Annotated in this window: 25 protein-coding genes and 1 pseudogene; 14 read left to right on the top strand and 12 right to left on the bottom strand. The window is 64.3% G+C overall.

Annotated features, from left to right (window positions below; genetic code table 11):
- The first annotated feature begins 53 nt into the window (after nucleotides 1-53).
- Nucleotides 54-395, top strand: coding sequence for a YkgJ family cysteine cluster protein (locus tag EXZ48_RS17225; protein ID WP_245462158.1), 342 nt, complete (start codon nucleotides 54-56; stop codon nucleotides 393-395).
- A 41-nt stretch (nucleotides 396-436) separates the two neighbouring features.
- On the opposite strand, the gene EXZ48_RS17230 is transcribed toward EXZ48_RS17225, so the two are convergent.
- Nucleotides 437-1,285 carry a hypothetical protein gene (locus EXZ48_RS17230; protein WP_130517254.1) on the bottom strand — a complete coding sequence of 283 codons (849 nt, stop codon included), beginning with the start codon at nucleotides 1,283-1,285 and terminating at the stop codon, nucleotides 437-439.
- Nucleotides 1,286-1,479: 194 nt separating this feature from the next.
- Here EXZ48_RS17230 and EXZ48_RS17235 point away from each other — a divergent pair, with 194 nt between their 5' ends.
- The 6 genes from EXZ48_RS17235 (at nucleotide 1,480) to sbmA (ending at nucleotide 7,234) form a co-directional block, all read left to right on the top strand.
- The gene (locus EXZ48_RS17235; RefSeq protein ID WP_024270168.1) at nucleotides 1,480-1,854 is read left to right on the top strand and encodes a YciI family protein; all 375 of its coding nucleotides are present in this window, start codon (nucleotides 1,480-1,482) and stop codon (nucleotides 1,852-1,854) included.
- Complete coding sequence (locus EXZ48_RS17240; RefSeq protein WP_130517256.1) at nucleotides 1,851-3,107, top strand: RNA polymerase sigma factor; 1,257 nt, start codon at nucleotides 1,851-1,853, stop codon at nucleotides 3,105-3,107. The genes EXZ48_RS17235 and EXZ48_RS17240 overlap by 4 nt, the downstream gene beginning before the upstream one ends.
- Nucleotides 3,108-3,186: 79 nt before the next feature.
- Nucleotides 3,187-3,669: an SRPBCC family protein gene (locus EXZ48_RS17245; protein ID WP_130517258.1), complete on the top strand. Its 483-nt coding sequence runs from the start codon at nucleotides 3,187-3,189 to the stop codon at nucleotides 3,667-3,669.
- A gap of 131 nt (nucleotides 3,670-3,800) precedes the next feature.
- Nucleotides 3,801-4,862, top strand: a complete 1,062-nt coding sequence (locus tag EXZ48_RS17250; RefSeq protein WP_130517260.1) for an LLM class flavin-dependent oxidoreductase — start codon at nucleotides 3,801-3,803, stop codon at nucleotides 4,860-4,862.
- Between the two features lie 45 nt (nucleotides 4,863-4,907).
- Nucleotides 4,908-5,660 carry a type I methionyl aminopeptidase gene (gene map, locus EXZ48_RS17255; protein WP_130517262.1) on the top strand — a complete coding sequence of 251 codons (753 nt, stop codon included), beginning with the start codon at nucleotides 4,908-4,910 and terminating at the stop codon, nucleotides 5,658-5,660.
- A gap of 308 nt (nucleotides 5,661-5,968) precedes the next feature.
- On the top strand, nucleotides 5,969-7,234 hold the full coding sequence (gene sbmA / locus EXZ48_RS17260) for a peptide antibiotic transporter SbmA (RefSeq protein ID WP_130517263.1): 1,266 nt from the start codon (nucleotides 5,969-5,971) through the stop codon (nucleotides 7,232-7,234).
- Between the two features lie 9 nt (nucleotides 7,235-7,243).
- Here sbmA and EXZ48_RS17265 read toward each other — a convergent pair whose 3' ends face one another.
- The gene (locus EXZ48_RS17265) at nucleotides 7,244-8,257 is read right to left on the bottom strand and encodes a polysaccharide deacetylase (RefSeq protein ID WP_371687664.1); all 1,014 of its coding nucleotides are present in this window, start codon (nucleotides 8,255-8,257) and stop codon (nucleotides 7,244-7,246) included.
- 139 nt (nucleotides 8,258-8,396) lie between these two features.
- On the opposite strand from EXZ48_RS17265, the gene EXZ48_RS17270 reads away from it, so the two are divergent.
- The 3 genes from EXZ48_RS17270 to der all read left to right on the top strand — a co-directional run bounded on the left by EXZ48_RS17270 (nucleotide 8,397) and on the right by der (nucleotide 11,279).
- Nucleotides 8,397-8,981 (top strand): NnrU family protein, encoded by a 585-nt coding sequence (locus EXZ48_RS17270; protein ID WP_130517265.1) that lies wholly within the window; start codon nucleotides 8,397-8,399, stop codon nucleotides 8,979-8,981.
- Nucleotides 8,982-9,082: 101 nt separating this feature from the next.
- The gene (locus tag EXZ48_RS17275; RefSeq protein WP_023515064.1) at nucleotides 9,083-9,754 is read left to right on the top strand and encodes a tetratricopeptide repeat protein; all 672 of its coding nucleotides are present in this window, start codon (nucleotides 9,083-9,085) and stop codon (nucleotides 9,752-9,754) included.
- Between the two features lie 91 nt (nucleotides 9,755-9,845).
- Nucleotides 9,846-11,279, top strand: coding sequence for a ribosome biogenesis GTPase Der (gene der, locus EXZ48_RS17280; protein ID WP_023515065.1), 1,434 nt, complete (start codon nucleotides 9,846-9,848; stop codon nucleotides 11,277-11,279).
- Here the strand turns inward: der and EXZ48_RS17285 are convergent.
- The 4 genes from EXZ48_RS17285 to EXZ48_RS17300 all read right to left on the bottom strand — a co-directional run bounded on the left by EXZ48_RS17285 (nucleotide 11,230) and on the right by EXZ48_RS17300 (nucleotide 14,805).
- Nucleotides 11,230-12,096, bottom strand: coding sequence for a helix-turn-helix domain-containing protein (locus EXZ48_RS17285; RefSeq protein WP_130517267.1), 867 nt, complete (start codon nucleotides 12,094-12,096; stop codon nucleotides 11,230-11,232). The genes der and EXZ48_RS17285 overlap by 50 nt on opposite strands.
- Nucleotides 12,097-12,152: 56 nt before the next feature.
- Nucleotides 12,153-12,704 (bottom strand): YbhB/YbcL family Raf kinase inhibitor-like protein, encoded by a 552-nt coding sequence (locus tag EXZ48_RS17290; protein ID WP_130517269.1) that lies wholly within the window; start codon nucleotides 12,702-12,704, stop codon nucleotides 12,153-12,155.
- A 98-nt stretch (nucleotides 12,705-12,802) separates the two neighbouring features.
- Nucleotides 12,803-13,717 (bottom strand): sugar kinase, encoded by a 915-nt coding sequence (locus EXZ48_RS17295; RefSeq protein WP_130517271.1) that lies wholly within the window; start codon nucleotides 13,715-13,717, stop codon nucleotides 12,803-12,805.
- A gap of 83 nt (nucleotides 13,718-13,800) precedes the next feature.
- The gene (locus tag EXZ48_RS17300; RefSeq protein WP_130517273.1) at nucleotides 13,801-14,805 is read right to left on the bottom strand and encodes an Ldh family oxidoreductase; all 1,005 of its coding nucleotides are present in this window, start codon (nucleotides 14,803-14,805) and stop codon (nucleotides 13,801-13,803) included.
- A gap of 149 nt (nucleotides 14,806-14,954) precedes the next feature.
- Here EXZ48_RS17300 and EXZ48_RS17305 point away from each other — a divergent pair, with 149 nt between their 5' ends.
- Nucleotides 14,955-16,598 carry an alpha-glucosidase family protein gene (locus EXZ48_RS17305; RefSeq protein ID WP_130517275.1) on the top strand — a complete coding sequence of 548 codons (1,644 nt, stop codon included), beginning with the start codon at nucleotides 14,955-14,957 and terminating at the stop codon, nucleotides 16,596-16,598.
- A 96-nt stretch (nucleotides 16,599-16,694) separates the two neighbouring features.
- On the opposite strand, the pseudogene EXZ48_RS35935 reads toward EXZ48_RS17305, so the two are convergent.
- From EXZ48_RS35935 to EXZ48_RS17325, 4 genes and pseudogenes are all read right to left on the bottom strand, one after another.
- Nucleotides 16,695-16,805: pseudogene (locus EXZ48_RS35935) on the bottom strand (DUF2442 domain-containing protein); the annotation flags it as partial.
- A 22-nt stretch (nucleotides 16,806-16,827) separates the two neighbouring features.
- A complete protein-coding gene (locus EXZ48_RS17315) occupies nucleotides 16,828-17,001 on the bottom strand; it encodes a DUF4160 domain-containing protein (protein WP_245462159.1) in 174 nt (57 codons plus the stop codon).
- A 213-nt stretch (nucleotides 17,002-17,214) separates the two neighbouring features.
- On the bottom strand, nucleotides 17,215-18,909 hold the full coding sequence (gene ade, locus EXZ48_RS17320; protein WP_130517277.1) for an adenine deaminase: 1,695 nt from the start codon (nucleotides 18,907-18,909) through the stop codon (nucleotides 17,215-17,217).
- 90 nt (nucleotides 18,910-18,999) lie between these two features.
- Nucleotides 19,000-19,869 carry an aldose 1-epimerase family protein gene (locus EXZ48_RS17325; RefSeq protein WP_130517279.1) on the bottom strand — a complete coding sequence of 290 codons (870 nt, stop codon included), beginning with the start codon at nucleotides 19,867-19,869 and terminating at the stop codon, nucleotides 19,000-19,002.
- A gap of 180 nt (nucleotides 19,870-20,049) precedes the next feature.
- Between EXZ48_RS17325 and EXZ48_RS17330 the strand changes: the two genes are divergently transcribed.
- The 3 genes from EXZ48_RS17330 to EXZ48_RS17340 are packed head-to-tail and all read left to right on the top strand — an operon-like array spanning nucleotide 20,050 to nucleotide 22,611.
- A complete protein-coding gene (locus tag EXZ48_RS17330; RefSeq protein WP_130517281.1) occupies nucleotides 20,050-20,550 on the top strand; it encodes an N-acetyltransferase in 501 nt (166 codons plus the stop codon).
- 31 nt (nucleotides 20,551-20,581) lie between these two features.
- A complete protein-coding gene (locus tag EXZ48_RS17335; protein WP_130517283.1) occupies nucleotides 20,582-20,992 on the top strand; it encodes a thiol-disulfide oxidoreductase DCC family protein in 411 nt (136 codons plus the stop codon).
- Entirely contained in the window at nucleotides 20,989-22,611 is a 1,623-nt protein-coding gene (locus tag EXZ48_RS17340; protein WP_130517285.1) for an SDR family oxidoreductase, read from the top strand. The genes EXZ48_RS17335 and EXZ48_RS17340 overlap by 4 nt, the downstream gene beginning before the upstream one ends.
- Before the next feature lie 57 nt (nucleotides 22,612-22,668).
- On the opposite strand, the gene EXZ48_RS17345 is transcribed toward EXZ48_RS17340, so the two are convergent.
- Nucleotides 22,669-23,994: an aspartate aminotransferase family protein gene (locus tag EXZ48_RS17345; protein ID WP_130517287.1), complete on the bottom strand. Its 1,326-nt coding sequence runs from the start codon at nucleotides 23,992-23,994 to the stop codon at nucleotides 22,669-22,671.
- Nucleotides 23,995-24,181: 187 nt separating this feature from the next.
- The gene (locus EXZ48_RS17350; RefSeq protein WP_024270165.1) at nucleotides 24,182-24,520 is read right to left on the bottom strand and encodes a helix-turn-helix transcriptional regulator; all 339 of its coding nucleotides are present in this window, start codon (nucleotides 24,518-24,520) and stop codon (nucleotides 24,182-24,184) included.
- Nucleotides 24,521-24,659: the final 139 nt, after the last annotated feature.

Below are 24,659 nucleotides of genomic sequence, written 5' to 3' on the forward strand. Positions count from 1 at the left end.
CCTCTCCCACCGTCGAAGGCCGATCCTGCGGTTCGTGCACGCTCTGTTGTCGTTTGCCCGAGATCGACCTGTTCGACAAACCGGCCAACGCGTGGTGCACGCATTGCGTCGAAGGGGCGGGCTGTTCCATCTATGCCGACCGCCCCTCGGTCTGCCGGGACTTCCTCTGCCTCTGGATGGTCGACGAAACGCTTGGGGACGAGTGGGAGCCAGCCCGCGCGCACATGATGATCTATCGGCAGGGGCCGCAGATGACGGTCCTCGTCGATGTGGATCACCCGGACATCTGGCGAAGCGAACCCTACCACACGCAATTGCGTCAATGGGCGCGTGAGGCCGAGCGCTCGGGCGGCTATGTCATCGTCTTCTGGCGCGACGACGTGTTCAAGATCTGATCGGCAGCCACGCCCGGTTGTTCGCCCTTGGTGACGGTGCGCTATGGCCTTTGGGTCCGGCGCCCGAAGACGGCGGTTTTCCCGGGTATGGGGGCGGCCTGACGGATTGGAGGCGGTGACGGCTCCTGCCTGCATGCCGTCGGCCCGGGCAGGCGATAATGCGTGTGCGGCACGAAGAGAAGATCGTGCTCCGCGACGATCGCGACCATGCCGTGCGGCAGCGCGAGCGTCGGCAGGTGGTCGTGCATGAAACGATGAAACTCGACGGCGATCAGCGCGTTGAAAACCACCTCTGCATAGGCCACCGGGTCACTCGTCGCCGTTCTCCCGCCCGAGGCCGTGACGCCAGTCGAAAATCCATAGTGGTAGTGATCGCCGCGCGGGATGGCTGCCGCCAGCGCCAGCACATCGTGCATGCCGTCGATCGGAGCGGATTCGAGCGTGTCGAAGGCGCCCTGCCAGGCGCTGCCGACGGCATTGCATTCGCTTGTGATCTCGGCATCGGACTTCGCCAGGAAATCGTAGACCCCGCGATTGTAGAGGCTGATCTCGATGCCCTGGTGGAAACGCTTCGTCGCGTCGACGGCGCGTTCATGCGCCGAGAGATCGAAACCGAGACCGCTGAAGGTTTCGGGCATTCCCGGCTGGTGGCCGGCATGGCGGAAGGCGGCATGCGTCGCCCGCTGGATTTCGCCGGCCTCGTCGCCGATGCGAAGGGTGAAGACGGGATCGAAATTCCGGGTGGGCAGGTCCTTCAGGAGTGCGGTCAGCTGGTCCTTGCCGTTTGCAAAGGCACGGCGATCCACGATCTCTCTGGTGAGGGAGAAAATCCCGGATTTCCAAGCGCGGAACTCATCGATGAGCCTTGCGCGTTCGTTCTCCGCCACCATGGAAAGGGTCTCCGTTTCGACCTTTCCTAGCATTTGTGAATTAAGATATTCCCGGCCCGATTGCGCAAATTTGACGGAACCGGCGCGCGAGACCGGCATTGCCCGTCCGTTTCTTGCCGATGGTCAAAAATATTCCGGTGCGCCCTGTCGGCGGAGCAGCTACTCCTACGTCTATCAACCAATGGGAGATCACCATGCTGTATGCCGTTCTTTGTTACGATGCCGAAAGTGAAGTCAACGCCTGGTCGAAGGAACTCGACGCGCAGGTCATGGCCGATCTCGGTGCGGTCAACCAGCGGTATGCCGAGGCCGGCAAGCTCGGTCCCGTCGCACGGCTGATGCCGACGACGGCGGCCGTCACCGTGCGCAAGGGCGCGACGGACGATATCGTCATGGACGGCCCCTTTGCCGAAACCAAGGAGCAGTTCCTCGGCTTCTTCGTGCTCGACGTGGAGACGCTGGAGGAGGCGATCACCTTCGCCCGCGAGCTTTCCGCGGTCAATCCGGCGAACGGCACCTATGAGGTCCGGCCGTTGCAGTATTTCAATCCGGGAGTACCCATCACATGACAGAGCTTGCCTGGATCGATCTGGCGCTGACCTCGGCACGGCCGCAGGCCATGGGGGCGCTGTTGCGCTATTTCCGTGACCTCGACATGGCGGAGGAGGCCTATCAGGAGGCGTGTCTTCGCGCGCTGAAGACCTGGCCCGACAAGGGCCCGCCGCGCGATCCGGCTGCCTGGCTCATCTTCGTCGGCCGCAACAGCGGTATCGATCAGGTGCGCAAGCGTGCCAAACACCAGCCGCTGCCGCCCGAGGAGGTGCTGTCCGATCTGGAGGATACGGAAAGCGATCTCGCGGACCGGCTGGACGGTGCGCATTACCGCGACGACATTCTCCGCCTGCTCTTCGTCTGCTGCCACAAGGACCTGCCGGCGACGCAGCAGATCGCGCTGGCGCTGCGCATCGTCTCGGGCCTGTCCGTCCGGCAGATCGCCCGTGCGTTCCTCGTCTCGGAGGCGGCGATGGAGCAGCGCATCACCCGTGCGAAGGCAAAGGTGGGTGCCGCCGGCATTCCCTTCGAGACGCCGGATGCGGTGGCGCGGGCCGAGCGGCTCGGCCTTGTCGCCGCGATGATCTATCTCGTCTTCAACGAGGGCTATTCGGCCGGCGCGCCGGACAAGGCGGACACGCCCTTCTGCGCCGAGGCGATCCGGCTGGCACGCCTGCTCCTGAAGCTCTTTCCCGCCGAACCGGAGATCATGGGCCTGACGGCGCTGCTCCTGCTCCAGCACTCGCGGCTTGCGGCCCGTTTCGACGGGGACGGGCAGATCGTCCTGCTGGAGGACCAGGACCGCGCGCTGTGGGACCGGGGCCTGATCGACGAGGCGCTGGTGCTGATCGACAAGGCGATCCGCCACCGGGCACCCGGTGCCTTCCAGATCCAGGCGGCGATCGCCGCGTTGCATGCCCGTGCGAAGACGGCCGGTGAGACGGACTGGCTCGAGATCGACCTGCTCTATCAGACGCTGGAGCGCCTGCAGCCTTCGCCGGTGGTGCGGCTCAACCGCGCCGTCGCCGTTTCCAAGCGGGAAGGGCCGGAGGCGGCGCTGGCGCTGATCGAGCCGCTTGCCGAAAAACTGAACGGCTACTTCTATTTCCACGGCCTGCGTGGCGGTCTTCTGAAGCAGCTCGGCCGTTATGGCGAAGCGCATGAGGCCTTCGACCGCGCCATCGCGCTCGCCACCTCCTCGGCCGAGGCCGCCCATATCCGCCAGCATCTCGACAGCATGCAGCGCGAAAGGGCAGCGGCCGAAAAATAATCCGCTTTCGATGTCGGATTGGTCGCCTGACAGGCGTCCTTGAGACGAACCAGAGAACATACCCAACGAGGAGACAGACATGACCGACGTCGAGATCAAGCCCGCCAACAACCGCGAACTGGTGCTCACCCGCGTTTTGAACGCCACACCCGCGCAGCTCTTCAAGGCCTGGACGACGCCGGAGCTGATGAAGGAGTGGTTCGCGCCAAAACCCTACGAGACGCCGGTCATCGAGATCGAGCCGCGCGACGGCGGCAAGTTCCGCACGGTGATGACCGGCCCGGACGGCTTCCATATGGACAGCACCGGCATCTTCCTGAAGGTGGAGAAGGACAGGCGCATCATTACGACCGATGCCTTCGGCCCCGACTGGAAGCCCACCGAAAAGGCCTTCTTCAGCGCCGAGATCCTGTTCGACGACGCCGGCGACGGCAAGACCCGCTACACCGCGATCGCCCGTCACTGGTCCGTCGAGGATTGCGAGATGCACGAGAAGATGGGTTTCCACGAGGGTTGGGGCCAGGTGGCGACGCAGCTGGAGGCAGTGGCCGCGCGGCTTTGACAGATGTGCGGGGACGGGCGCGCTGCATCCGTTCTCTTCATCTTCGTGAACACACTGTTTCCCGAACGGCCCTTTCAAGCCGCTTGCGCCGGCCATATCTCTGGGCAAATCCCTCTTGCCTGGAACATCCCATGGAACTTGGCCTCTATACATTTGCCGACGTCGATCCGAATGCTGCCGACAAGGGGCGGGAAGGGGAGCGGCGGCTGAAGCATCTCCTGGAAGAGATCGAGCTTGCCGACCAGGTCGGGCTCGACGTCTTCGGGCTCGGCGAACACCACCGGGCGGACTACGCCGCCTCCGCGCCGGCCGTCGTTCTGGCCGCCGCGGCCGCGCGGACCAAGAGCATCCGGCTGACGAGCGCGGTGACGGTGCTGTCCTCGGATGATCCGGTGCGTGTCTTCCAGCAGTTCTCGACGGTCGACCTCATCTCCGGCGGTAGGGCGGAGATCATGGCGGGACGGGGCTCCTTCGTCGAATCCTTCCCGCTCTTCGGCTATGCGCTCGATGACTATGACCGGCTCTTCGAGGAGAAGCTGGACCTGCTTTTGGCGCTCAACGAGAGCGAAACGGTGTCGTGGAACGGGACGATGCGTCCGCCCTTGCCGGGGCTCGGCGTCTATCCGCGCCCCGTGCATGGCCGCATGCCGGTCTGGATCGCCGTCGGCGGCACGCCGCAATCGGTGGCCCGGGCGGGGGCCTATGGGTTGCCACTGGCGCTTGCCATTATCGGCGGTACGCCGTCACGCTATGCACCGCTCTTCGATCTTTACCGCGAGGCTGCCCGCCGTGCGGGTCAGGATGCGGGCAAGCTGAAGACCAGCATCAACGTGCACGGCTTCATCGCCGACACCACAGCCGCTGCGGCCGACACCTTCTACGGTCCGCAGGCCGAGGTGATGAACCGCATCGGCCGCGAGCGCGGCTGGGGGCCGACGAGCCGGGTGCAATTCGACCAGTCGACCGGGCCGGCCGGCCATCTCTTCCTCGGCGATCCCGAGACGGTGGCAAAGAAGATCGCCGATCACCACCGGATCTTCCGCAACGACCGGTTCCTGCTGCAGATGGCGATCGGCCCGATGCCGCATGACGCGGTGCTGCGCGGCATCGAGCTCTACGGCACGAAGGTCGCCCCGCTGGTGCGCGAGATGCTGGCGGATGCAGCAGAGGACGCCGTGGCCGCTTCTGCCTGACAGCGGCGCGCGGGCGTGATAAGAGGCTCGCGAAAGAGAGATGCGATGACCCTGGAAAACGACGAAGACCTCAACGGCCTGAAGGCCATCGGCCGGATCTGCGCCAATGTGCTGCAGCACATGTCGACGGCCATTCAGCCGGGCATGACGACGGCCGAACTCGATCTGATCGGCCGGCGCATGCTGGAGGCGGCGGGCGCGCGTTCGGCGCCGGAAAGCTGCTATGCCTTTCCGGGCGCGACCTGCATCAGCGTCAATGAAGAGGTGGCGCACGGTATTCCGGGCGACCGGGTGATCCGCGACGGCGATCTCGTCAATATCGACGTTTCCGCCGCGCTCGACGGCTATTTCGCCGATACCGGCGCGTCCTTTACCGTGGGGCGGTCGACGCCGGCCGTCGAGCGCCTCTGCCGTGACGGCAAGCGGGCGCTCTGGGTCGGGCTGAAGTCGGTGAAGGCCGGCCGGCCGCTCGCCGAGGTCGGCAATGCCATCGGCGAATTCGCCCGCAAGAACCGCTACACGCTGATCGCCAATCTCGCCAGCCACGGTGTCGGCCGCTCGCTGCACGAGGAGCCGACGGAAATCGCCACCTGGCCGGACCCGCAGGAAAAGCGCCGCATGACGGAAGGTCTCGTCTTCACCGTCGAGCCGTTCCTCTCGCTGGGCGCCAACTGGGCGGAGGGCGGCAGCAACGACGAATGGACGCTCTACAGCGAGCCGAGCGCACCGACGGTGCAGTTCGAACACACCGTCGTTGCCACCCGCAACGGGCCGCTCGTGGTGACGCTGCCGGGTTGATCCGGAGGATCAAAGGCCGGCTTTTGCCGGCCTTGTCGCTGCAACAGGCGGCCTTGGCCGCGTGCATCCCACCAGCACACTGCCGACCGGGTGCGTGCAGGAACTGGTTGGCAGCAAGGGACATTTTCCTTGCCGGCAAGCCGGCCGCGTCGGCGGAATACCGTCTTCGGCATCACCGTTCCCGGTGGAGCGCCTTCCATTAAATCTCGGTAATCCGGGCGCTTGGCGATTGTTGCGATGCGTAAACTCCTCTAGGTTCTGCGCGAACCGGCGGCACTACCGCCCCATGCAAACGAGAGTTTCGCACCTTGTTCCATTCCTTCTTCCCGCAGCCGAAGCTGTTCTTTTCCTCCCTTGTCATCTGGACGCTGCTTTCGATTGCGGTCTGGTACACGGTCGGTGCCGATTTCGGTGCCTTGATCGGCCTTCCGCCTCTGCCGGCCGGTACGGAGCCCCCGGTGGGCCTCGGCTACTTCGTGACGACGGACAATATCTGGTTCTATCTCTATTTCATGATCTGCACCGGCCTCTTCGGCCTGTTCTGGCAGATCCGGGCGAAGGATCATCCCTGGACCAACTGGTCGATCTGGGGTTCGGCCTTCATCATCTTCTCGACCTATTTCAGCGTGCAGGTCTCGCTCGCCATCAATAACTGGCGTCGCCCCTTCGGCGATACGCTGATGGGCGCTTTCCAGCCGAACAGCACCGTCACAGTCGCGAATTTCTTCGACCTGATGCTGATCTTCTGCCAGATCGCCTTCATCAGCGTTTTCGTTTACGTCATCACGCGCTTCTTCGTCAGCCATTACGTCTTCCGCTGGCGCACGGCGATGAACAATTACTACATGTCGCTCTGGACGCGCGTACGCCACATTGAAGGCGCCTCGCAGCGTGTGCAGGAAGACACGATGCGCTTCGCGTCAATCACGGAAGGCCTCGGTGTCAGCCTGATCGACGCCGTCATGACGCTGGTCGCGTTCCTGCCGGTGCTCTTTGCGCTCTCCGTCCATATCGGGCCGATGCCGTTCATCGGCGAAATCCCGCATGCCCTGTTCTGGGCCGCGATCCTCTGGTCGGCCTTCGGCACCTTCCTGCTTGCCTTTGTCGGCATCAAGCTGCCGGGCCTCGAATTCCGTAACCAGCGTGTCGAGGCAGCCTATCGTAAGGAGCTGGTCTACGGCGAGGACGACGAAGCGCGGGCCCAGCCGCCCACCGTGCGGGAGCTGTTCGACAATGTCCGGACGAACTATTTCCGGCTCTATTTCCACTATCTCTATTTCAACGTCGCCCGCATGTTCTACATTCAGGCGGATAATCTCTTCGTCTATTTCATCCTTGTGCCCACCATCGTTGGCGGCAAGATCACCTATGGTATCCTGCAACAGATCCTGACGGCCTTCGGCCAGGTCTCCAGCTCGTTCCAGTATCTTGTGAATTCGTGGTCGACGATCATCGAGTTGCAGTCGATCCACAAGCGCCTCCGCGCCTTCGAAGCGGCGATTGAGGGGCAGGAGTTGCCGAGCATTGACCGGCAGTTCATTGACGTCGGCGGCAATGAGGAGCTGGCGAAGTAAGGTCGACGATCAGAGGGCGGCTCCGGCCGCCTTCTTCTCGTTTGCGAGAATGTCCATCGCCTCAACATAGCTGACGCAAGCGACGTCCTGTTTGCCGCAGGTCTCCGTCAGGAAACGGTCGAGCGCGCGCCAGTAGGCGCCGGCATTCATCTCCACGAAATGGAAGCCGAGCTGGAGGGGGATGCGCCCGCCGTCATATTGCTTCGTGAAGGCGTCGCGGTAGGCCTGAAGCGTGCTTTCCTCGAAGGCGGCGCTCTTTTCCGGCGCTTCCTTGCCCTTGGAGTGGCGGACATAGAGATTGTAGTCCATGGCGATGACCGGGCGCCGTGCCGCGCCTTCCGGCACGAGGGGCAGGGCGAAACGAGCGACCGTGCCGCTAGCGACCGGCATGGCAGGCCCCTTCGAGACGAGGCTGGCATCGTAGGTGAAGCCATGTGCCTCCAGCGCCTTGACCAGTCCGCTGCCGGCCGAAAGATAGGGCGCGCGAAAGCCCTTGATGTCCTCCGTGACGAAACGCTGCCAGTCCGCCGGCTCCCGTTCGCCGATACCGGCATTCTGCCAGGCGTTCTTCAGCGTCTCGTGGAAGAAGGTGAATTCGCTCTTCCAGTCCTCCGTGCTCCATTTGCCGCCGTCGAAATGGCCGCAGGCGTGGCTGCCGATATCGTGGCCCTCGAGCTTTGCCAGCCAGATCTCGCCGAGGCGCAGGATCGTCTCCTCCCGGTCCTGGGAGAAGCCGACATTGGAACGCCCGCGCTTTTCATGCGGCGCCTGGTAGGTCGCGCGCTCGTCCTTCGGGAACAGGAAGGTGCAGGAGAGGAAATAGGTGAAATGCGCGCCGGTGCGTTTCGCCATGGCGCGGCTCTTCTCCCACAGGAGATTGTCGTGTGCCCCGTCGAAGGAGACGATGACGAGCTGCTTGGGCTTTGCGGTCTCGACTGCGTCGTCCTTGGCAAGGGCCGGGCCGGCGGCAAGCGCTGCGGCGAGGGGAAGGAGGACAATTCGGGACGAGACTGAGGACGACATGGCTACCCGCGACAATTTGCAAAGGGGTTTTCATGGTTTGCGAATGCGGCAATCCTTTGATCGGGCTGGAATTGTCGCCTTGCGGAAGCTATTCCAGAAGAAACGGCCGCGGGCCGCGCTTTCTTCAAGGGGCATTTTCATGACGTTGCTCATCGCCGGTCTTGTTCTTTTCATCGCCACCCATCTTCTGCGGCCCTTTGCGCCGGGCCTGCGCAATGCCGGCATCGCCGCCCTCGGCAAGCCGGGCTGGATGGCCCTGCATGGCATCGTCTCGCTGCTCAGCCTCGTGCTTATTGCTTATGGCTTCGTCGACGCGCGCGAGAACGGCGGCGAGATGCTTTATTTCCCGCCGACCTTCCTGTCGCATATCGCGCTGACGCTGATGCTGATCGCCTCGATCTGTCTCGTCGCCGGCTTGCTGCCGGCGGGGCATATCCGCACGAAGCTGAAGTTCCCGCTGCTCATCGCCATCAAGACCTGGGCGCTGGCGCATCTTCTGGCGAACGGCGAGAGCCATTCGGTACTGCTCTTCGTGACGATCCTCGCCTGGGCAGTCATCCTGCGCATCACGCTGAAGAAGCGCATCGCCGCCGGGGAGACGAAGCTGCCGGTTTTCGTCTCGGCGAAATATGACCTGATCTCCATCGTCGTCGGCCTCGCGCTCTATGTCGCGATCGTCTTCAAGCTTCACGAATGGGTGATCGGCGTTCCGCCCCTGCCGTGATCATCGCCTGATCCCCGGCTTTTCGCGCCTGCCCCCTTACAACGCCATCAAAATGGGGTAGAAGGCGCTAACTTTAAGCGTGAATTCGAGCCGGGCAGAACATGGCAAATCAGGACGACAGCTTTATCCGTGAGGTGAACGAGGAACTGCGCTCCGACCAGATGCGTCTGGTGTGGAAGCGTTTCGGTCGCATCCTCATCGGCGCCGCCGTCCTCGTCGTCCTCGGCACGATCGGCAAGGTGAGCTACGATTACTGGCGCGACAGCGAGGCTTCTGCCGCCGGCGACAGCTTCCTGGCTGCCCTGACGCTCGCCCGCGACGGCAAGAACGAAGAGGCGCTCGCCGCGCTGACCGCGCTGGAAAAGGACGGCTTCGGCTCCTATCCGGTGCTGGCACGCATGCGCTCTGCCTCGCTGCTGGCGACGACGGACGCACAGGGTGCCGTCAATGCCTTCACCGCAATCGCCAAGGACAGCTCCGTACCGCAGGCGCTGCGCGATGCCGCGCGTCTTCGTGCCGCCTACCTTCTCGTCGATAGCGGCACCTATGATCAGGTTTCCGCCGAAGCCGAGCAGCTTGCGACGCCCCAGAGCGCGCTGCGCCACTCCGCACGCGAGGTTCTCGGCCTGTCCGCCTTCAAGCACGAGGACTATGCGCGGGCCAAGGAATGGTTCGACGCAATCATCGCCGACAGCGAAAGCCCGCGCAATGTCGCCAACCGGGCGCAGATGCTGCTTGACCTGATCGCCGCAAGCGGCAAGCTGTCCTCCTGATCTCGTATCGTTTTTATGCAGTTCCGGATGAAAGACCGCTTCGCCCTTTTACCGGAATTGATTTAGCCGGCCACCGAAACGGAACACATCCATGAGCTTCACCGTCGCCATTGTCGGACGCCCCAATGTCGGCAAGTCCACCCTGTTCAACAGGCTCGTGGGCAAGAAGCTCGCGCTTGTCGACGACACGCCCGGCGTCACGCGGGACCGCCGCCCGGGCGATGCGCGCCTCATCGACCTGAAATTCCGCATTATCGACACCGCCGGCCTCGAAGAGGCTGCGCCCGAGACGCTTCAGGGCCGCATGCGTGCCCAGACGGAGGCGGCGATCGACGAGGCCGACCTGTCGCTCTTCGTCGTCGATGCCAAGACGGGCCTGACCCCCGTCGATACGGCGCTCGCCGACATGCTGCGCCGCAAGGGCAAGCCCGTCGTGCTCGTCGCCAACAAGTCGGAAGCGCGTGGCTCCGACGGCGGCTTCTACGATTCCTACACGCTCGGCCTCGGCGAACCGACGGCGATCTCTGCCGAGCACGGTCAGGGCATGCTCGACCTGCGCGACGCCATCGTCGCGGCGATCGGCGAGGAGCGCGCCTATCCCGAAGACGACGAGGCCGTCACCGATGTTGACGTGCGTGCGGAAGCTGCCGCCGAAGGCGCAGAGCAGGACGAGGATTTCGAACCGGAATATGACGAGACGAAGCCGCTGCGCGTCGCCATCGTCGGCCGCCCGAATGCCGGCAAGTCCACGCTGATCAACCGCTTCCTCGGCGAGGACCGGCTGCTGACCGGCCCGGAGGCCGGCATCACGCGCGATTCGATTTCCGTCGAATGGGACTGGAAGGGCCGGACGATCAAGATGTTCGACACGGCCGGCATGCGGCGCAAGGCGAAGGTGCAGGAAAAGCTGGAGAAGCTTTCCGTCGCCGATGGCCTGCGCGCCATCCGCTTTGCCGAGACCGTCGTCATCGTCTTCGATGCGACCATTCCCTTCGAGAAGCAGGATCTCCAGATCGTCGACCTTGTGCTGCGCGAGGGCCGCGCCGCCGTGCTCGCCTTCAACAAGTGGGACCTGATCGACGACCCGCAGGCCGTGCTTGCGGAGCTGCGTGAGAAGACCGACCGCCTCTTGCCGCAGGCACGCGGCATCCGCGCCGTGCCGGTGTCCGGCCAGACCGGCCGCGGTCTCGACAAGCTGATGCAGGCGGTCATCGACACGGACCGCACCTGGAATCGCCGCATCTCCACCGCCAAGCTCAACCGCTGGCTGGATGCGCAGCAGACGCAACATCCGCCGCCGGCCGTTTCCGGCCGCCGCCTGAAGCTGAAATATATGACGCAGGTGAAGGCTCGTCCGCCGGGCTTCATGATCTCCTGCACGCGCCCTGATGCGCTGCCGGAATCCTATATCCGCTACCTGACGAACGGCCTGCGCAACGACTTCAATCTGCCGGGCGTGCCGATCCGCATCCATTTCAGGGCGACGGACAATCCGTTCGCGTCAAAGGCGAAGAAGAAGCGCTGACGTCCGGACCTGGCCTGATGTGCCCGCGGATTGCGCTCGGTGCGAAGCCGAAGCGCGCGCGAAACCGCGCCGCAAAGCGGGATTGCGATTCATAGCCGACTGCGTCCGCGATGCGCAGGACCGAGAGTTCCGTCGATTGCAGGAGCTGCATGGTGATCGACATGCGCACGTCGATCAGGAGCGTCTGGAACGACCATTTTTCTGCTGCAAGCCTGCGCCGCAGCGTTGCCTCGCTGACGCCGGTGGACGTGCAGATGCGGGCACTCGTCCAGTCGCCCTGCGGATCGCTGGAGATGAGGTCGCGCACGCGCTCGCTGAAGAGAGCCGGCCTTGGCATCGCAAATCGCGCCCCTGAAAGATCGAGCCAGAGCAGGAGTTCATCGATACGGTGGCGGACGATCTCGGCGGGGGTGCTGTCGGGGTCCCCGATTGCCCGTGCGCAATCGGCAAAGGCGCCGCGAAAGCCCGTGTGCGGGCTCAGGACAGGGAAGGCGCGCGGGAAGGGTTGGCCTTTGCCGGGCTTTCCGGCAAAGGCCGCGACGGTGTCGGGCTCGAAGGCGATCCAGCGGGCCTCGTAGGCGCGCTCGCCATCGGCGGCATTCACCACGTCGAAGGTCTCGCCCTGCGCAAGTGCAATGCAGCCGCCCGCCGGCACCACCCATTCCTCCTCGCCGCTGCGCAGGATTTTTGTCCCGTGCTCGACGAGGATGAGGAGTGGGCGATTGATCAGGATATTGGCGTATCGCAGCCGGTTGTACTGCACGATGCGGGCCGAGGCGCCGATATCGGGGCGTATGGCGATCTTCATCTGGTCCATCCAGTCTCGTGTCCGAGCCTATCGCGCCTCGGCGGGCCCGGACAAGACGCCTGCCGTCAGCGTCTGCCCTTCGCCGAGAGGGTGGCGGTGGCGAGTGCGTTCATGGTGCTGACGAAACCGACCATGGCGGGCGTGGCATTGTCCGGTACGGGCAGCTTGTCGATGCCAAGCGCCTTCACCGTGATCGTATAGTCGTGTTCCGGTCCTTGCGGCGGGCAGGCGCCAAGAAAGCCCGATGTGCCCATGTCCGTTGGTGTCATGCGCGCGCCCGCGGGCAGTGCGGCCTTTCCGCTTCCCGCACCGGTGGCAAGCGACGTGGCGTCGGCAGGCAGGTCCACAACGACCCAGTGCCACCAGCCCGAGCCGGTCGGTGCATCCTTGTCGTAGATCGTCACGACAAAGCTGCGGGTGCCCTCCGGTGCGTTCGACCACTGGATGTCCGGCGAGAGATTTTCGCCGGTACAGCCCATGATGTCGGCGAATTGGGGCGGCTGGACGGTTCCGGAGGCGAAGGCCTTGCTGGTAACGGTAAAATCGGCCGCTTGTGCTGCCGGTGAGCAAAGGGAAAGCGTGGCGGCAAGCGCCGCGACGAAGCGTGGTTTCGTCATGGATCGATCCTGTCCTTGATGAGAGACAGGAAAAGACTAGGGCGGATTTGTGCCCGTGTCGGCGCCCGACCGATCGATTTTGGCACCGATCCGATCAATCAGCCGTTTGGCAGCTTGTCCCTTGCCACCAGGGCACCGTGATGCTGGATGACGGCGGCTGCGACATCCGCGGCGAAGCGGGCGGCCTCTTCCGGCGATGCACCCGTCGCAAGGCGGGCGAGGAAGGCGCCGTTGAAGCTGTCGCCGGCACTGGTCGTATCGACGATCTTTTCCACCCGGGCGGAGGGGGCATGGCTGCGCTTTTCGCCGAAGATAAGGGTTGCGCCTTCCGCACCGTCCTTCACGACCAGCTCGGTGACGCCGAGCGCCCGGTAGCGCGCGATGGTTTCCTCGAGGCCGGCGTCGCCGAAATGCGTCGTCTCGTCGTCGAGGCTCGGCATGACCAGCGTAGCGGCGCGCGCGCCCGCGGTGATCGTCGCGCGCATGCGCTCGGCATCGTCCCAAAGACGCGGGCGGATGTTCGGGTCGAAGGCGACGCGTTTTCCTGCGGCCTTGGCACGCCTGAGTTCGGCGAGCAGCGTTTCGACATCTTCCTCCGGCAGGATCGCCAGCGTGATGCCGGAAAACACGACGATGTCCGAGGCGTCGATGGCGGTGCGCAACCGGTCGCCGTCGCGCGCCAGAAGCTTTGCTGCCGAGACGGAGCGCCAGTAGGAGAAGCTGCGTTCGCCATCCTTCAGGTGGATCATGTAAAGGCCGGGCGAGCGGCCCTCGATGCGCGCCATATGCTGCGTGCCGATGTGGTGTCCATCCATGAAGGCCAGCATTTCGTCGGAGATCATGTCGGTGCCGATGGCCGAGAAATAATCGACGCTCCAGTCGGCCGGCAGGTACTGGCGGGCATAGTAGGCGGTGTTGAACGTGTCGCCGGCAAAGCTCTTGCGCATGAGGCCACCTTCGGCCTGCATCAGTTCCACCATGCATTCGCCGATCGTCAGCAGGCGTGCCGCCATATCCGAAAGTCCTCCCGACCCGCGCATTTCCGAATGAAGCGGCGTTGCTTCTGTCCTGGAAAATACGGTCACTACAAAACGCTCTAGTTGCGCCGGAAAGAGGAAATACTGTCAAAGAGTTGGCGGGGCAAGACGATACCGCCGCTTTCCGCCTGCCGTTGCCGCTCCACGCGGTCGAGGCCGGGGATGTGCACGCCATAGATGCTGGAAAGCCGTTCCACCTGGTCGGTGAAGCGGGTGGAAAAACCGTCGGCGAGAAGCTGCGGGGCGAGCGCGAGGATGAAGAGGCCGACGCCGGGGGAAGCCTCGCCTGCCTGGAAGTCCGGGGCATCCAGCGACCAGTTTGCGCCGGTGAGGCCGGCGGCGAGCACCTCCACCATGAGGGCGACATTGGCGCCGCGCGTTCCGCCGAAGGCGAGCAGGGCTCCCTTCATTGCGGCGAAGGGATCGGTGGTCGGCTCCCCCTCCTGGTCGAGCGCCCACCCCGCGGGAATGGTTTCGCCCCGGGCGGCCGCCTCACGGATCTTCACATAGGCGGTGGCGCTGGAAGCCTGGTCGACCAGGAGGAAGCGCCCGTCGGCGAGTGGGGCGGCGAAGGCCAGCGGATTGGTGCAGTAGACGGGCAGGCGGCTGCCTGCGCCGGCCAGCAACGCCGGCCCGTTGGTTGCCGCGATCGCGACAAGACCTTCCCGGGCAAGCTGCGCGGCGTACCAGCCGAGTTCACCGGTGGTGTAACTGTTCTGGACGGTGAAGACGGCGACGCCGAACGCCTTCGCCTTCGTTACCAGTTCCTCGTGGGCGATCGAAAAGCCATGCTGGGCCACGCCGCCCATCGCGTCGCATTTCACGATGGCGGGAACCGGGGAGGTGAGGAGCGGTTCCGCCCGTCCGGTAATCCGTCCATCGACAAGGCCGCGCAGGTAATCCGTCAGATGTGCAAAGCCGATCGCGCTCTTGCCCGCCATTTCGGCATCCACGGTGGCGTCGGCAAGGGCCGTGGCTGCGGTCTCCACCATGCCGACGCGTATCAGCGCCGTTCGGGCAAGGTCGCGTGCGTCCTGCGGGGAAAGGGTGACGGCATCGGTCATGGGGTCAACCTTCTCTCTGGAATTTGCCGGCATCATCCCGATCGACCCGGCTTGCGTCAACCTTCGAAAAATCGGGAGGCTGCCGTTTACGGCCCGCGGGGGCCGCGTTACATCTTGCCGAAGGCAACTGGTAACCGGAGCGAAAAGGCATGGCGAAGCCCCGTAGGACGGTCGACGATTGGTGGCGCGGCGCGGTGATCTATCAGGTCTATCCCCGTTCCTTCCAGGATACGACCGGCGACGGTATGGGAGATCTCCGGGGCATCACGAAACGGCTCGGGCACATCGCCTCGCTCGGCGTTGATGCGATCTGGCTCTCGCCCTTCTTCAAGTCGCCGATGGCGGACATGGGCTATGACGTCTCCGACTATTGCGACGTCGATCCGATGTTCGGCACGCTCGCCGATTTCGACGCGATGCTGGCGGAGGCCCATCGCCTCGGCCTCAAGGTCATCATCGACCAGGTGATCTCGCACACGTCGGACCAGCATCCCTGGTTCGTCGAAAGCCGCTCCAGCCGGGGCAATCCAAAGGCGGACTGGTATGTCTGGGCCGATCCCAAGCCGGACGGCACGGCGCCCAACAACTGGCTGTCGATCTTCGGCGGGCCGGGCTGGGAATGGGACGGCGTGCGCAAGCAATACTACATGCACAACTTCCTGACCTCGCAGCCCGATCTCAACTTCCACAATCCGGATGTGCAGGACGCGCTTTTGAAGACCGTGCGCTTCTGGCTGGATCGCGGCGTGGACGGCTTCCGCCTCGACACGGTGAATTTCTACTTCCACGACAGGAAGTTGCGCGACAACCCGCCGCACGAGCCCGACCCGGAGGCGACCGGCCTCGATGCGCCCGATGTCAATCCCTACGGAATGCAGACCCATCGCTACGACAAGACGCAGCCGGAGAACGTCGATTTCCTGAAGCGTTTTCGCGCGCTGCTCGATGAATACGAAGGTCGTGCGACGGTGGGCGAGGTGGGCGATGGTGCGCGCTCGCTGAAGACCGTCGCCGATTACACGAGCGGTGGCGACAAGCTGCACATGTGCTACACGTTCGATCTTCTCGGGCCCGATTTCACCGCCGATCACGTTCGCAAATGCGTCCAGGGCTTTCAGCGCGCGGTAACAGATGGCTGGGTCTGCTGGGCTTTTTCCAATCACGACGTCAACCGCCATGTCAGCCGCTTCATCCGGGCGCCGGAAGAGCGCGAACGCGTCGCCAAGCTCGCCATTACCCTGCTGTCGACCTTGCGTGGTTCGATCTGCCTCTACCAGGGCGAGGAACTCGGCCTCACCGAAGCCGACCTCGCCTTCGAGGACCTGCGTGATCCCTATGGCATCCGCTTCTGGCCAGCCTTCAAGGGCCGCGACGGATGCCGTACGCCGATGCCCTGGCAACATGGCGAGGCCCATGCCGGCTTCAGCGCCGGAAAACCCTGGCTGCCGGTGCCGGAGGACCATGCGCGGCTTGCCGTCGACCTGCAGGAGAAGACCGCCGGTTCGGTGCTCAACCACTACCGCGCCACACTCGCCTTCCGCAGGGAGCACGAGGTTCTGCACGACGGCGACATGGCCTTCCTGCACTCCAACCACGACATCCTTGCCTTCACCCGCGAGAAGGGCGGCGAGAAACTGCTCTTCGTCTTCAACCTGACGCATGAAAAGGCCGAATTCGTGCCGGCCAAGTCGCTGAAGCTTGGCGCACCGCTTTCGGTGCCGGGCTTCGGTGCAAAGCTGAAGGACGGGGCGATCGAGCTGGACGGGCTCGATATGGCATGCGTGCGGCTGTGAAGATTGGGCGGCCGGGCGTTTCAGTGTCCGGTCGCCGCGGCCGGCAAGGAGCCCGGCAATCGAGATGTCTTCGTCCAGGCTATCCCAGTGAATGCCGCCCGTGCTGAGTTCGTAGCTTAGACGTGCGGCTTTGTTTGCAGCGAGAAGGCGAGGCAACCAGGCAAGGGGAGTACCAAGCGTCCGGCCATCATCCAGCGATACCAACATCGTATCATCGTTGAGGTGAATCTCAGTTGCTGAAATATTCACGCCACGTCGTCTCGATAAGCTGTCTGTTGTCGATGACAAGGCGCAGGATGGAAGAAAGCTCCTCGCTGTTGAAGCCATGGCTTTCCGCGACGCCGATCGACGGCTCCAACCATACTTTCGCAATGGCGCCGCCGCCCCTGACATGTATGTGCAAGGGGTCCCTCGGATCGCTTCGTTCGAATAGAAGAAGAACTTGAGGTCCTTGTAAGTAAATACGGTCGGCATTCTGGCCTCCCGGATCGGTTTTGCCGCAGAATTTACCGAGTTCCGTGCAGTCGTCTTCAGCGCGATCCGTTATCCGGCTGGTCTTGTCGCAACGGCCGCTTTTGGGCGAAGGAGTGGCTCCCGGAAAGTCGAGAGCTGCATTTCAATCCATCAGCATGAACCGGTCCACATCCACCATTCCACGGTCCGAAATCTTGAGATGCGGGATCACGGGCAGCGGCAGGAAGGCGAGCTGGAGGAAGGGCTCCTCCAGTGTGGCGCCCAGCGCGAAGGCGGCCTGGCGCAGGTGGTGCAGCGTGTCGCGGACGGTTTCGTAGGGTTCCAGGCTCATCAGGCCGGCGACGGGCAGTGCGATCTCGCCCGTTACCTTGCCGTCCTCCACGACCACGAAGCCGCCCTTGATCTCGCCGAGACGGTTGGCGGCGAGCGCCATGTCGTCCTCGTCGACGCCGACGACGCAGATATTGTGGCTGTCGTGGCCGACCGTCGACGCGATGGCGCCCTTCTTCAGCCCGAAGCCCTGTACGAAGCCATTGGCGTGGTTGCCGTTCTTGCCGTGGCGCTCGATGACGGCGACCTTGATGATGTCCTGCGCCAGATCGACGGTCGTCTGGTTGCCCCTGGCGGGCAACCGGTAGCGGCGATGTTTGGTGATGATCTTGCCCGGCAGGACGCCGATCACGGGCGTCTCGCCGTCGGTGACGGGTACGGCGAAATGGGCGGCGTTGACCGGGCGGGCCTTGACGCTGTCGAGCCCGACCGGCGCGACGGGCCGGCGTGTCGCAAAGAGCGTATCGTCCACCCTGCGACCGGCGGAAAGGACCATCTCGGCCTTGCAGTTCTCAAGCGTGTCGATGACGACGAGGTCGGCGCGCCAGCCGGGCGCGACGAGGCCGCGGTCACGCAGCCCGAAGGCTTTGGCTGCCGAGATCGAGGCAGCGCGGTAGACGGCGAGCGGCGCGCGCCCATGGCCGATGGCGGTGCGGATCATGTAGTCGAGATGGCCCTGTTCGGCGATGTCGAGCGGATTGCGGTCGTCCGTGCACAGTGCGATGAAAGGTGAGAGACGCTCGGTGATGACGGGCAGCAGCGCCAGAAGGTCCTTGGAGACCGAGCCCTCGCGCACGAGGATATGCATGCCCTTGCGGATTTTCTCCAGCGCCTCCTCGGCGGTCGTGCACTCGTGTTCCGTACGGATGCCGGCGGCAAGATAGCCGTTGAGATCCTTACCGGAGAGCAGCGGCGCATGTCCGTCGATATGACCGCCCTGGAAGGCCTCCAGCTTGGCGAGGCAGACGGGATCCTTGTGGATGACGCCAGGGAAATTCATGAATTCTGCAAGGCCGATGACCTTCGGATGGTCGCGGAAGGGCAGCAGGCGTTCGATCGGAAGGTCGGCGCCCGATGTCTCCAGATGCGTCGCCGGCACGCAGCTCGATAGCTGCACGCGGATGTCCATGATTGTTTCCAGCGCGCTGTCGAGGAAGAACTCGATGCCTTCCGTGCCGAGCACGTTGGCGATCTCGTGCGGGTCGCAGATCACGGTCGTCACGCCATAGGGCAACACGCAACGGTCGAATTCGTGCGGGGTGACGAGCGAGGATTCGATGTGCAGATGCGTGTCGATGAAACCGGGCACGACGATGCGGCCTGAAATGTCGATTTCCTCGCGGCCTTCATAGCCGCCGCAGGTGCCGACGATGCGGTCGCCCGAAATGGCGATATCGGAGGCGACGAGGTCGCCCGTCACGAGATCGAAGAACCGCCCGCCCTTCAGCACGATATCGGCGGGCTCCCGGCCTGTCCCCTGATCGATGAAGCGTTCCAAGTCGGTCATGGCGAAGTCTCCCGATTCCATTGCGGGAAGACTCTAGCGGGGTAGCGGCAAGAAAAAAGGGCCGTTGCTTCGAATTGTGCGTGTGTCGGCTCAGACCGGGAAGGTGACGGTGAAGGCGAAGCGCGCCTGCGCGCCCGCTGCAAGCATTGTCGTAGAGGGCCTGTCTTTCAGTTCGCGCGATCCGCCATATTCCGCCGCCGTGCCATGCCAGGGCTCGACGCAGAGGAACGGTGCGCCGGGCTTGGTCCACAGCGCGAGGTTCGGCAGGTTCTCGAAGCGGAAGGCCAGTGCGGGGCCGCCTTCGGCCTGGAAGGTCAGGCCGCTGCCCGCGCCTTCGGGGAAAACCAGGGCGTCGTCGATGAAGAGATCAGGGGAGAGCACGAGCCGGCCCGCTGAGAAGGGCGAGGCGGTGCGGCCTTGCGACAGCAGGCCTTTTTCCAGTGGCTGGCGCTGCGGCTCTCCGCCATTGTCGAGCGTGACGACATGCGGCTTTCCCGCTGCGCCGGGCAGGGGCCAGATGAAGGCGGGATGAAAGCCGAAGCCGAAGGGCATGGCGGACGCGCCGCGGTTCTCGACCTCTGCGGCCACGGTAAGGGTCGGGCCGTCGAGGCTGTGCTCGACGGTGAGCAGGAAATCGAACGGATACACGGCGTGGGTTTCGTCAGAAGCCTCCAGGCTGTAGCGGCAGAGCGTGTCGCTTGCCGTGGTCAGCGAGAACTCCCGGCGCCTTGCAAAACCGTGCTGCGCCATCGCATGGGGCTTGCCGTCAATGAGGATCGTGTCGTCGGGTGCCTTGCCGACGATCGGGAAGAGCACGGGCGAGCGGCCCGTCCAGAAGGCGGCGTCGCCGTTCCATAGCCATTCCGCCCCGTCTCGGGTCGTAATCGATTGCATTTCTGCGCCGAGCGAAGACACATCGACCGACAGATGGTCGTTCTCTATGCGGGTCATGGTCGGCATCGGCTCGTCCTCTCGGTTTCCGGCGCGCACAATAGCCCCAAAAGCGGCCGGACTTGCAAGGCCTATCCGGCCATGGCTAAAGCATGCCGGGAAATGGGTGCGCTGGCTCTGTGACCGGCGTCGGGCCCTGGACGATCGCAATGTGGTTTGGGTGCGCCTGCGCCAGCGAGGAGGAAACTGGTGCAGCCGGCATGGACCACGAGGGTACCGGGATCTTCCGAAATCAGGGCGCTGGCGCAGCTCTGGTTCGAGGGGTGGCAGGACGCACATGCGGCGGTGCTTCCGGCCGCGCTGGCCCGCCTGCGCACGCAGCAGAGCTTTGCCGACCGCCTGCCAGCCATGCTTGCGGATACGCGCGTCATCGGGGAGCCCGGCACCGTGCTCGGCTTCTGCACCATCCGGCATGACGAACTCGACCAGCTCTTCGTGGCGCCGGCGGGGCGCGGCAGCGGGGTTGCTGCGGCGCTTGTGGCGGATGCCGAACGGCGCCTTGCCGCCCATGGTATGACGACCGCCTGGCTCGCTTGCGCGATCGGCAACCACCGTGCCGCGCGGTTTTACGAGAAATGCGGCTGGCACCTTGCCGCGACCGTCGTCCATCGGCTGGGCACGACCGAAGGACCTTTTGACCTGGAGGTCTGGCGCTATGAAAAGCAGCTTTCTGCAGCGGTTGCGGATTGATGGCGCGTCGCCGCCATCCTATGTTGAGGGTATGACCCGGAACGACGCGGCAGGCCCGATCATCGTCTTCGATGCGGAGTGCATTCTCTGCTCGGCCAATGCGCAGTTCGTGCTGCGGCACGATCGTGCCCGGCGGTTCCGCCTTGCCTCCATGCAGAATGCTGTCGGTGCGGCGCTCTATCGTCGCTTCGGCATCGATCCCGCCAATCCCGAATCGATGATCATCGTGGACGGCGACCGGTTGCTGAAGGACAGCGATGCGGTGCTGGCGATCTATGCCGGGCTCGGCTGGCCCTGGAAGGCCCTGTCCTTGCTGCGGTTCATCCCGCGCGCCCTGCGGGACCCGGTCTACCGCTGGCTGGCGCGCAACCGTTACCGGCTGTTCGGGCGGCGGGATGCCTGCTGGATACCCGCGCCGGAGGATGCGGACCGGGTGTTGTGAGGCGCGTCATCGTTCTCGGCGGTTATGGCGGTTTCGGCGCCCGGCTCTCGCGGCGGCTGGCGGCGGACGGTTGGGAAGTGCTGATCGCCGGCCGTGACGGCGGGTCTGCCGCGCGTCTCGCCGCGGATTTGCCAAATGCCGTGGGGCTGGTGGCCGATCGCAATGGCGATCTCGGTTCCCTCCTCGAAGACCACTATCCGCTTTTGCTGATCGATGCGGCAGGCCCCTTTCAGGGCAGCGGCGACCACGTTGCGGAGGCATGCATCGCGCGGGGCGTGCACTATGTCGATCTTGCCGATGCGCGGGATTTCGTCTGCGGCATCGGCCGGCTGGATGCCGCGGCGCGGGCGGCGGGCGTCGTGGTGATCTCCGGCGGTTCCAGCGTGCCGGCGCTTTCGGGAGCGCTCATCGCAGAGCTTGCGACAGATATGCGCCGTGTGTGTTCGGTCGAAATGTCGATCAGCGCTTCGAACCGGGCGACGGCCGGTGCGTCCGTGGCGGCGGCAATCCTCAGCTATGTCGGAAAGCCGGTGCGTCTCTGGCGCGGCGGACGCTGGCGGCAGGAGACGGGCTGGCACCGGCTGCACCGGCAGGACTACGTGGTTCCCGGCCGCCCATCCATCCGGCGGCGGGTGGCGCTTGCGGACGTGCCGGACCACGATATCGTCCCGGCATCGCTCCCTGGCCGGCCGGCGGGCATTTTTCGTGCGGGCCCTGAATTCTCCTTTCAGCTCCTGACGCTCTGGCTCCTGAGCTGGCCGGTAAAATGGGGATGGCTGCGCTCGCTTTCGCCCTTCTCCCGCTGGCTGCTGCCGCTGCAGAAGCTGAGCGCCCGCTTCGGCACAGACCGCTCGGCGATGGCGGTGGAGGTGAAAGGGATCGTGGGTGATGTGCCGACGAAGCGCCGCTGCACGCTGATTGCGGAAAACGGCGACGGCCCCGAAATCCCGACCATCGCGGCCCATGTTCTGGCCAATGCCATTGCGGCAGGGTGCCTTGCGCCTGGTGCACGGCCGGCGGCCGGCACGGTGCGTCTTGAAGACTTCGCTCCGCATTTCGAAAGGCTTGCGGTCCACCGGGCGATCGACAGCCGGTCTTATGTGCCGCTCTACCGCCGTGTCATCGGCCCGGCCTATGATGCAATGCCACAGCCGGTGCGGGAGATGCATGACGTGATCGGCGATGCCGGTGCCGCCGGCCGGGCGCGCGTGCGCCGGGGTCGTTCCTTGTTGGCGCGGCTTGTCTGCAACGTCATGCGCTTTCCGCCTGAGGGCGAGCACGAACTGCATGTCTCCTTCGAGGAGCGGGACGGCGTCGAGCGCTGGACCCGGGATTTTGCCGGCCGCGCCTTTTCAAGCGAACTCAGCGAGAAGGGGACGCGGCTCGTCGAGCGGTTCGGGCCGATGCGGTTTTCGTTCGACCTGCCGGTGGATGCCGCCGGCCTCACCATGGTGATGCGCGGCTGGTCCGTCTTCGGCCTTCCGGTGCCGCTGGCTCTGGCGCCGCGCAGCGTGGCACGCGAATGGGCCGACGGGGAGGATTTCTGCTTCGACGTGCCGATCGCGCTGCCGGGCATCGGCGAAGTCGTGCACTATTCCGGCCGGCTGCGACGGCTGTGATCAAAACGGAAATGGCGGCGGTAGCCGCCATCCCATCCTGCCCATCGGTTTCCCGGATCAGATGTTGTTCTGCAACACCTCGCGCAGCTTGCCGAACAGCTCGTCGATCTCCCGCTTCTCGATGATGAGGGGCGGGGAGAGTGCGATGATGTCGCCCGTCGTGCGGATGAGCAGGCCTTTTTCGTACGCCTTGAGGAAGGCGTTGAAGGCCCGTTTGGTGGGCTCGCCCGGAATGGAGGCGAGCTCGATGGCGCCGATCAGGCCGACATTCCTGATGTCGATGACATCAGGGCAGTCCTTCAGCGAGTGCAGGCCGTCCTCCCAATAGGAGGCGAGTTCGGCGGCACGGGTCAGCAGGCCTTCTTCCTTGTAGGTGTCGAGCGTGCCGAGCGCGGCGGCGCAGGCGATCGGGTTGCCGGAATAGGTATAGCCGTGGAAGAACTCGATCATGTGCTCCGGGCCGTTCATGAAGGCATCATGGATCTCGGAGGTCACGAAGACGGCGCCCATCGGGATCACGCCGTTGGTGAGGCCCTTGGCGGTGGTGATGATGTCCGGCTTCACGTCGAAATACTGCGCAGCAAAGGGTGCACCGAGGCGGCCGAAACCGGTGATGACCTCGTCGAAGATCAGCAGGATGCCGTGCTGCGTGCAGATCTCGCGCAGCTTCTGGAGATAGCCCTTCGGCGGGATGAGCACGCCGGTCGAGCCGGCAACCGGCTCGACGATGACGGCGGCGATGGTGGAGGCGTCGTGCAGGGTGATGATGCGCTGCAGTTCGCTGGCGATGTCGCCGCCATGTTCCGGCTCGCCGCGCGAGAACGCGTTCTTGTCGGGGAAATGGGTGTGTGGCATGTGGTCGACGCCCGTCAGCAGGCTGCCGAACATCTTGCGGTTGGAGACGATGCCGCCGACGGAGATGCCGCCGAAATTGACGCCGTGATAGCCGCGTTCGCGGCCGATCAGGCGGGAGCGCGCACCGTCGCCCTTGGCGCGATGATAGGCGAGCGCCACCTTCAGCGCGGTCTCGACCGATTCGGAGCCGGAGTTGGTGTAGAGGACGTGGTCCATGCCCTCGGGCGCGATGTCGACGAGGCGGTTGGCAAGCTCGAAGGCCTTCGGATGGCCGAGCTGGAAGGCGGGCGCATAGTCGAGTTCGCCGGCCTGTTCGCGGATCGCCTCGGTGATCTTCGGGCGACAGTGGCCGGCATTGACGCACCACAGGCCGGCCGTGCCATCCAGCACCTGGCGGCCATCATGGGTGGTGTAATACATGTCCTTGGCGCCGACGAAGAGGCGCGGTTCCTTCTTGAATTGCCGGTTTGCCGTGAACGGCATCCAGAAGGCACGCAGATCGTTGGGGGTGTTGAGGCGGTTGGACATGCGGTCTCTCCGTGATCCTTGAAATGCTCGGCCTTTGAAAGCGGGGGCCGTCCCGACGGGCGGTGCGGATGGATTTTTTACCCGGTGGTCAAATTATCAAGGCGCTTCCGGGCGTCAAGCGGGTGATTCCAAGCAAAACGCCCCGGCTTTCGGCCGGGGCGTTGCAAGCGGGGTCCGTCTGGGTCCGTCAGGCGATGCGGAGCTTCTTTTCCGTCACGCCGTTGCCATTGACCCTGTAGATGCGGTCAAGCGCGTCGAGAATCGTGAGAACGGCGTCCGACTTGCTCGAATAGTAGATCGTCTGGGCATCGCGACGGGTCGTCACGAGGTTCTGTGCGCGCAGCTTCGACAGATGCTGCGACAGCGCCGACTGGCTGAGGCCGACCTGGTTTGCGAGGGTACCCACGGCGATTTCGCCCTCGACCAGGACCTTCAGGATGAGCAGGCGTTTCGGGTTTGCCATGGCAGACAGAAAGTCGGATGCAACCTCGGCCTGCGCATGTTCTGCGTCTGAAATCTTGTCCATCTGAAACTCCTTTGGGCGTTTCCGCTTCAAATTATGTGAATTTATTTGAATCCGCTTGTTAGCATATAAACAAAATACCCCTCAGCAAGAGCCAGAAATGGGGGTATCCTGCACGCATAGCGATAGACGCTTTTCCGGC

Source organism: Shinella sp. JR1-6 (genome assembly GCF_004284735.1).
Lineage (GTDB): Bacteria > Pseudomonadota > Alphaproteobacteria > Rhizobiales > Rhizobiaceae > Shinella.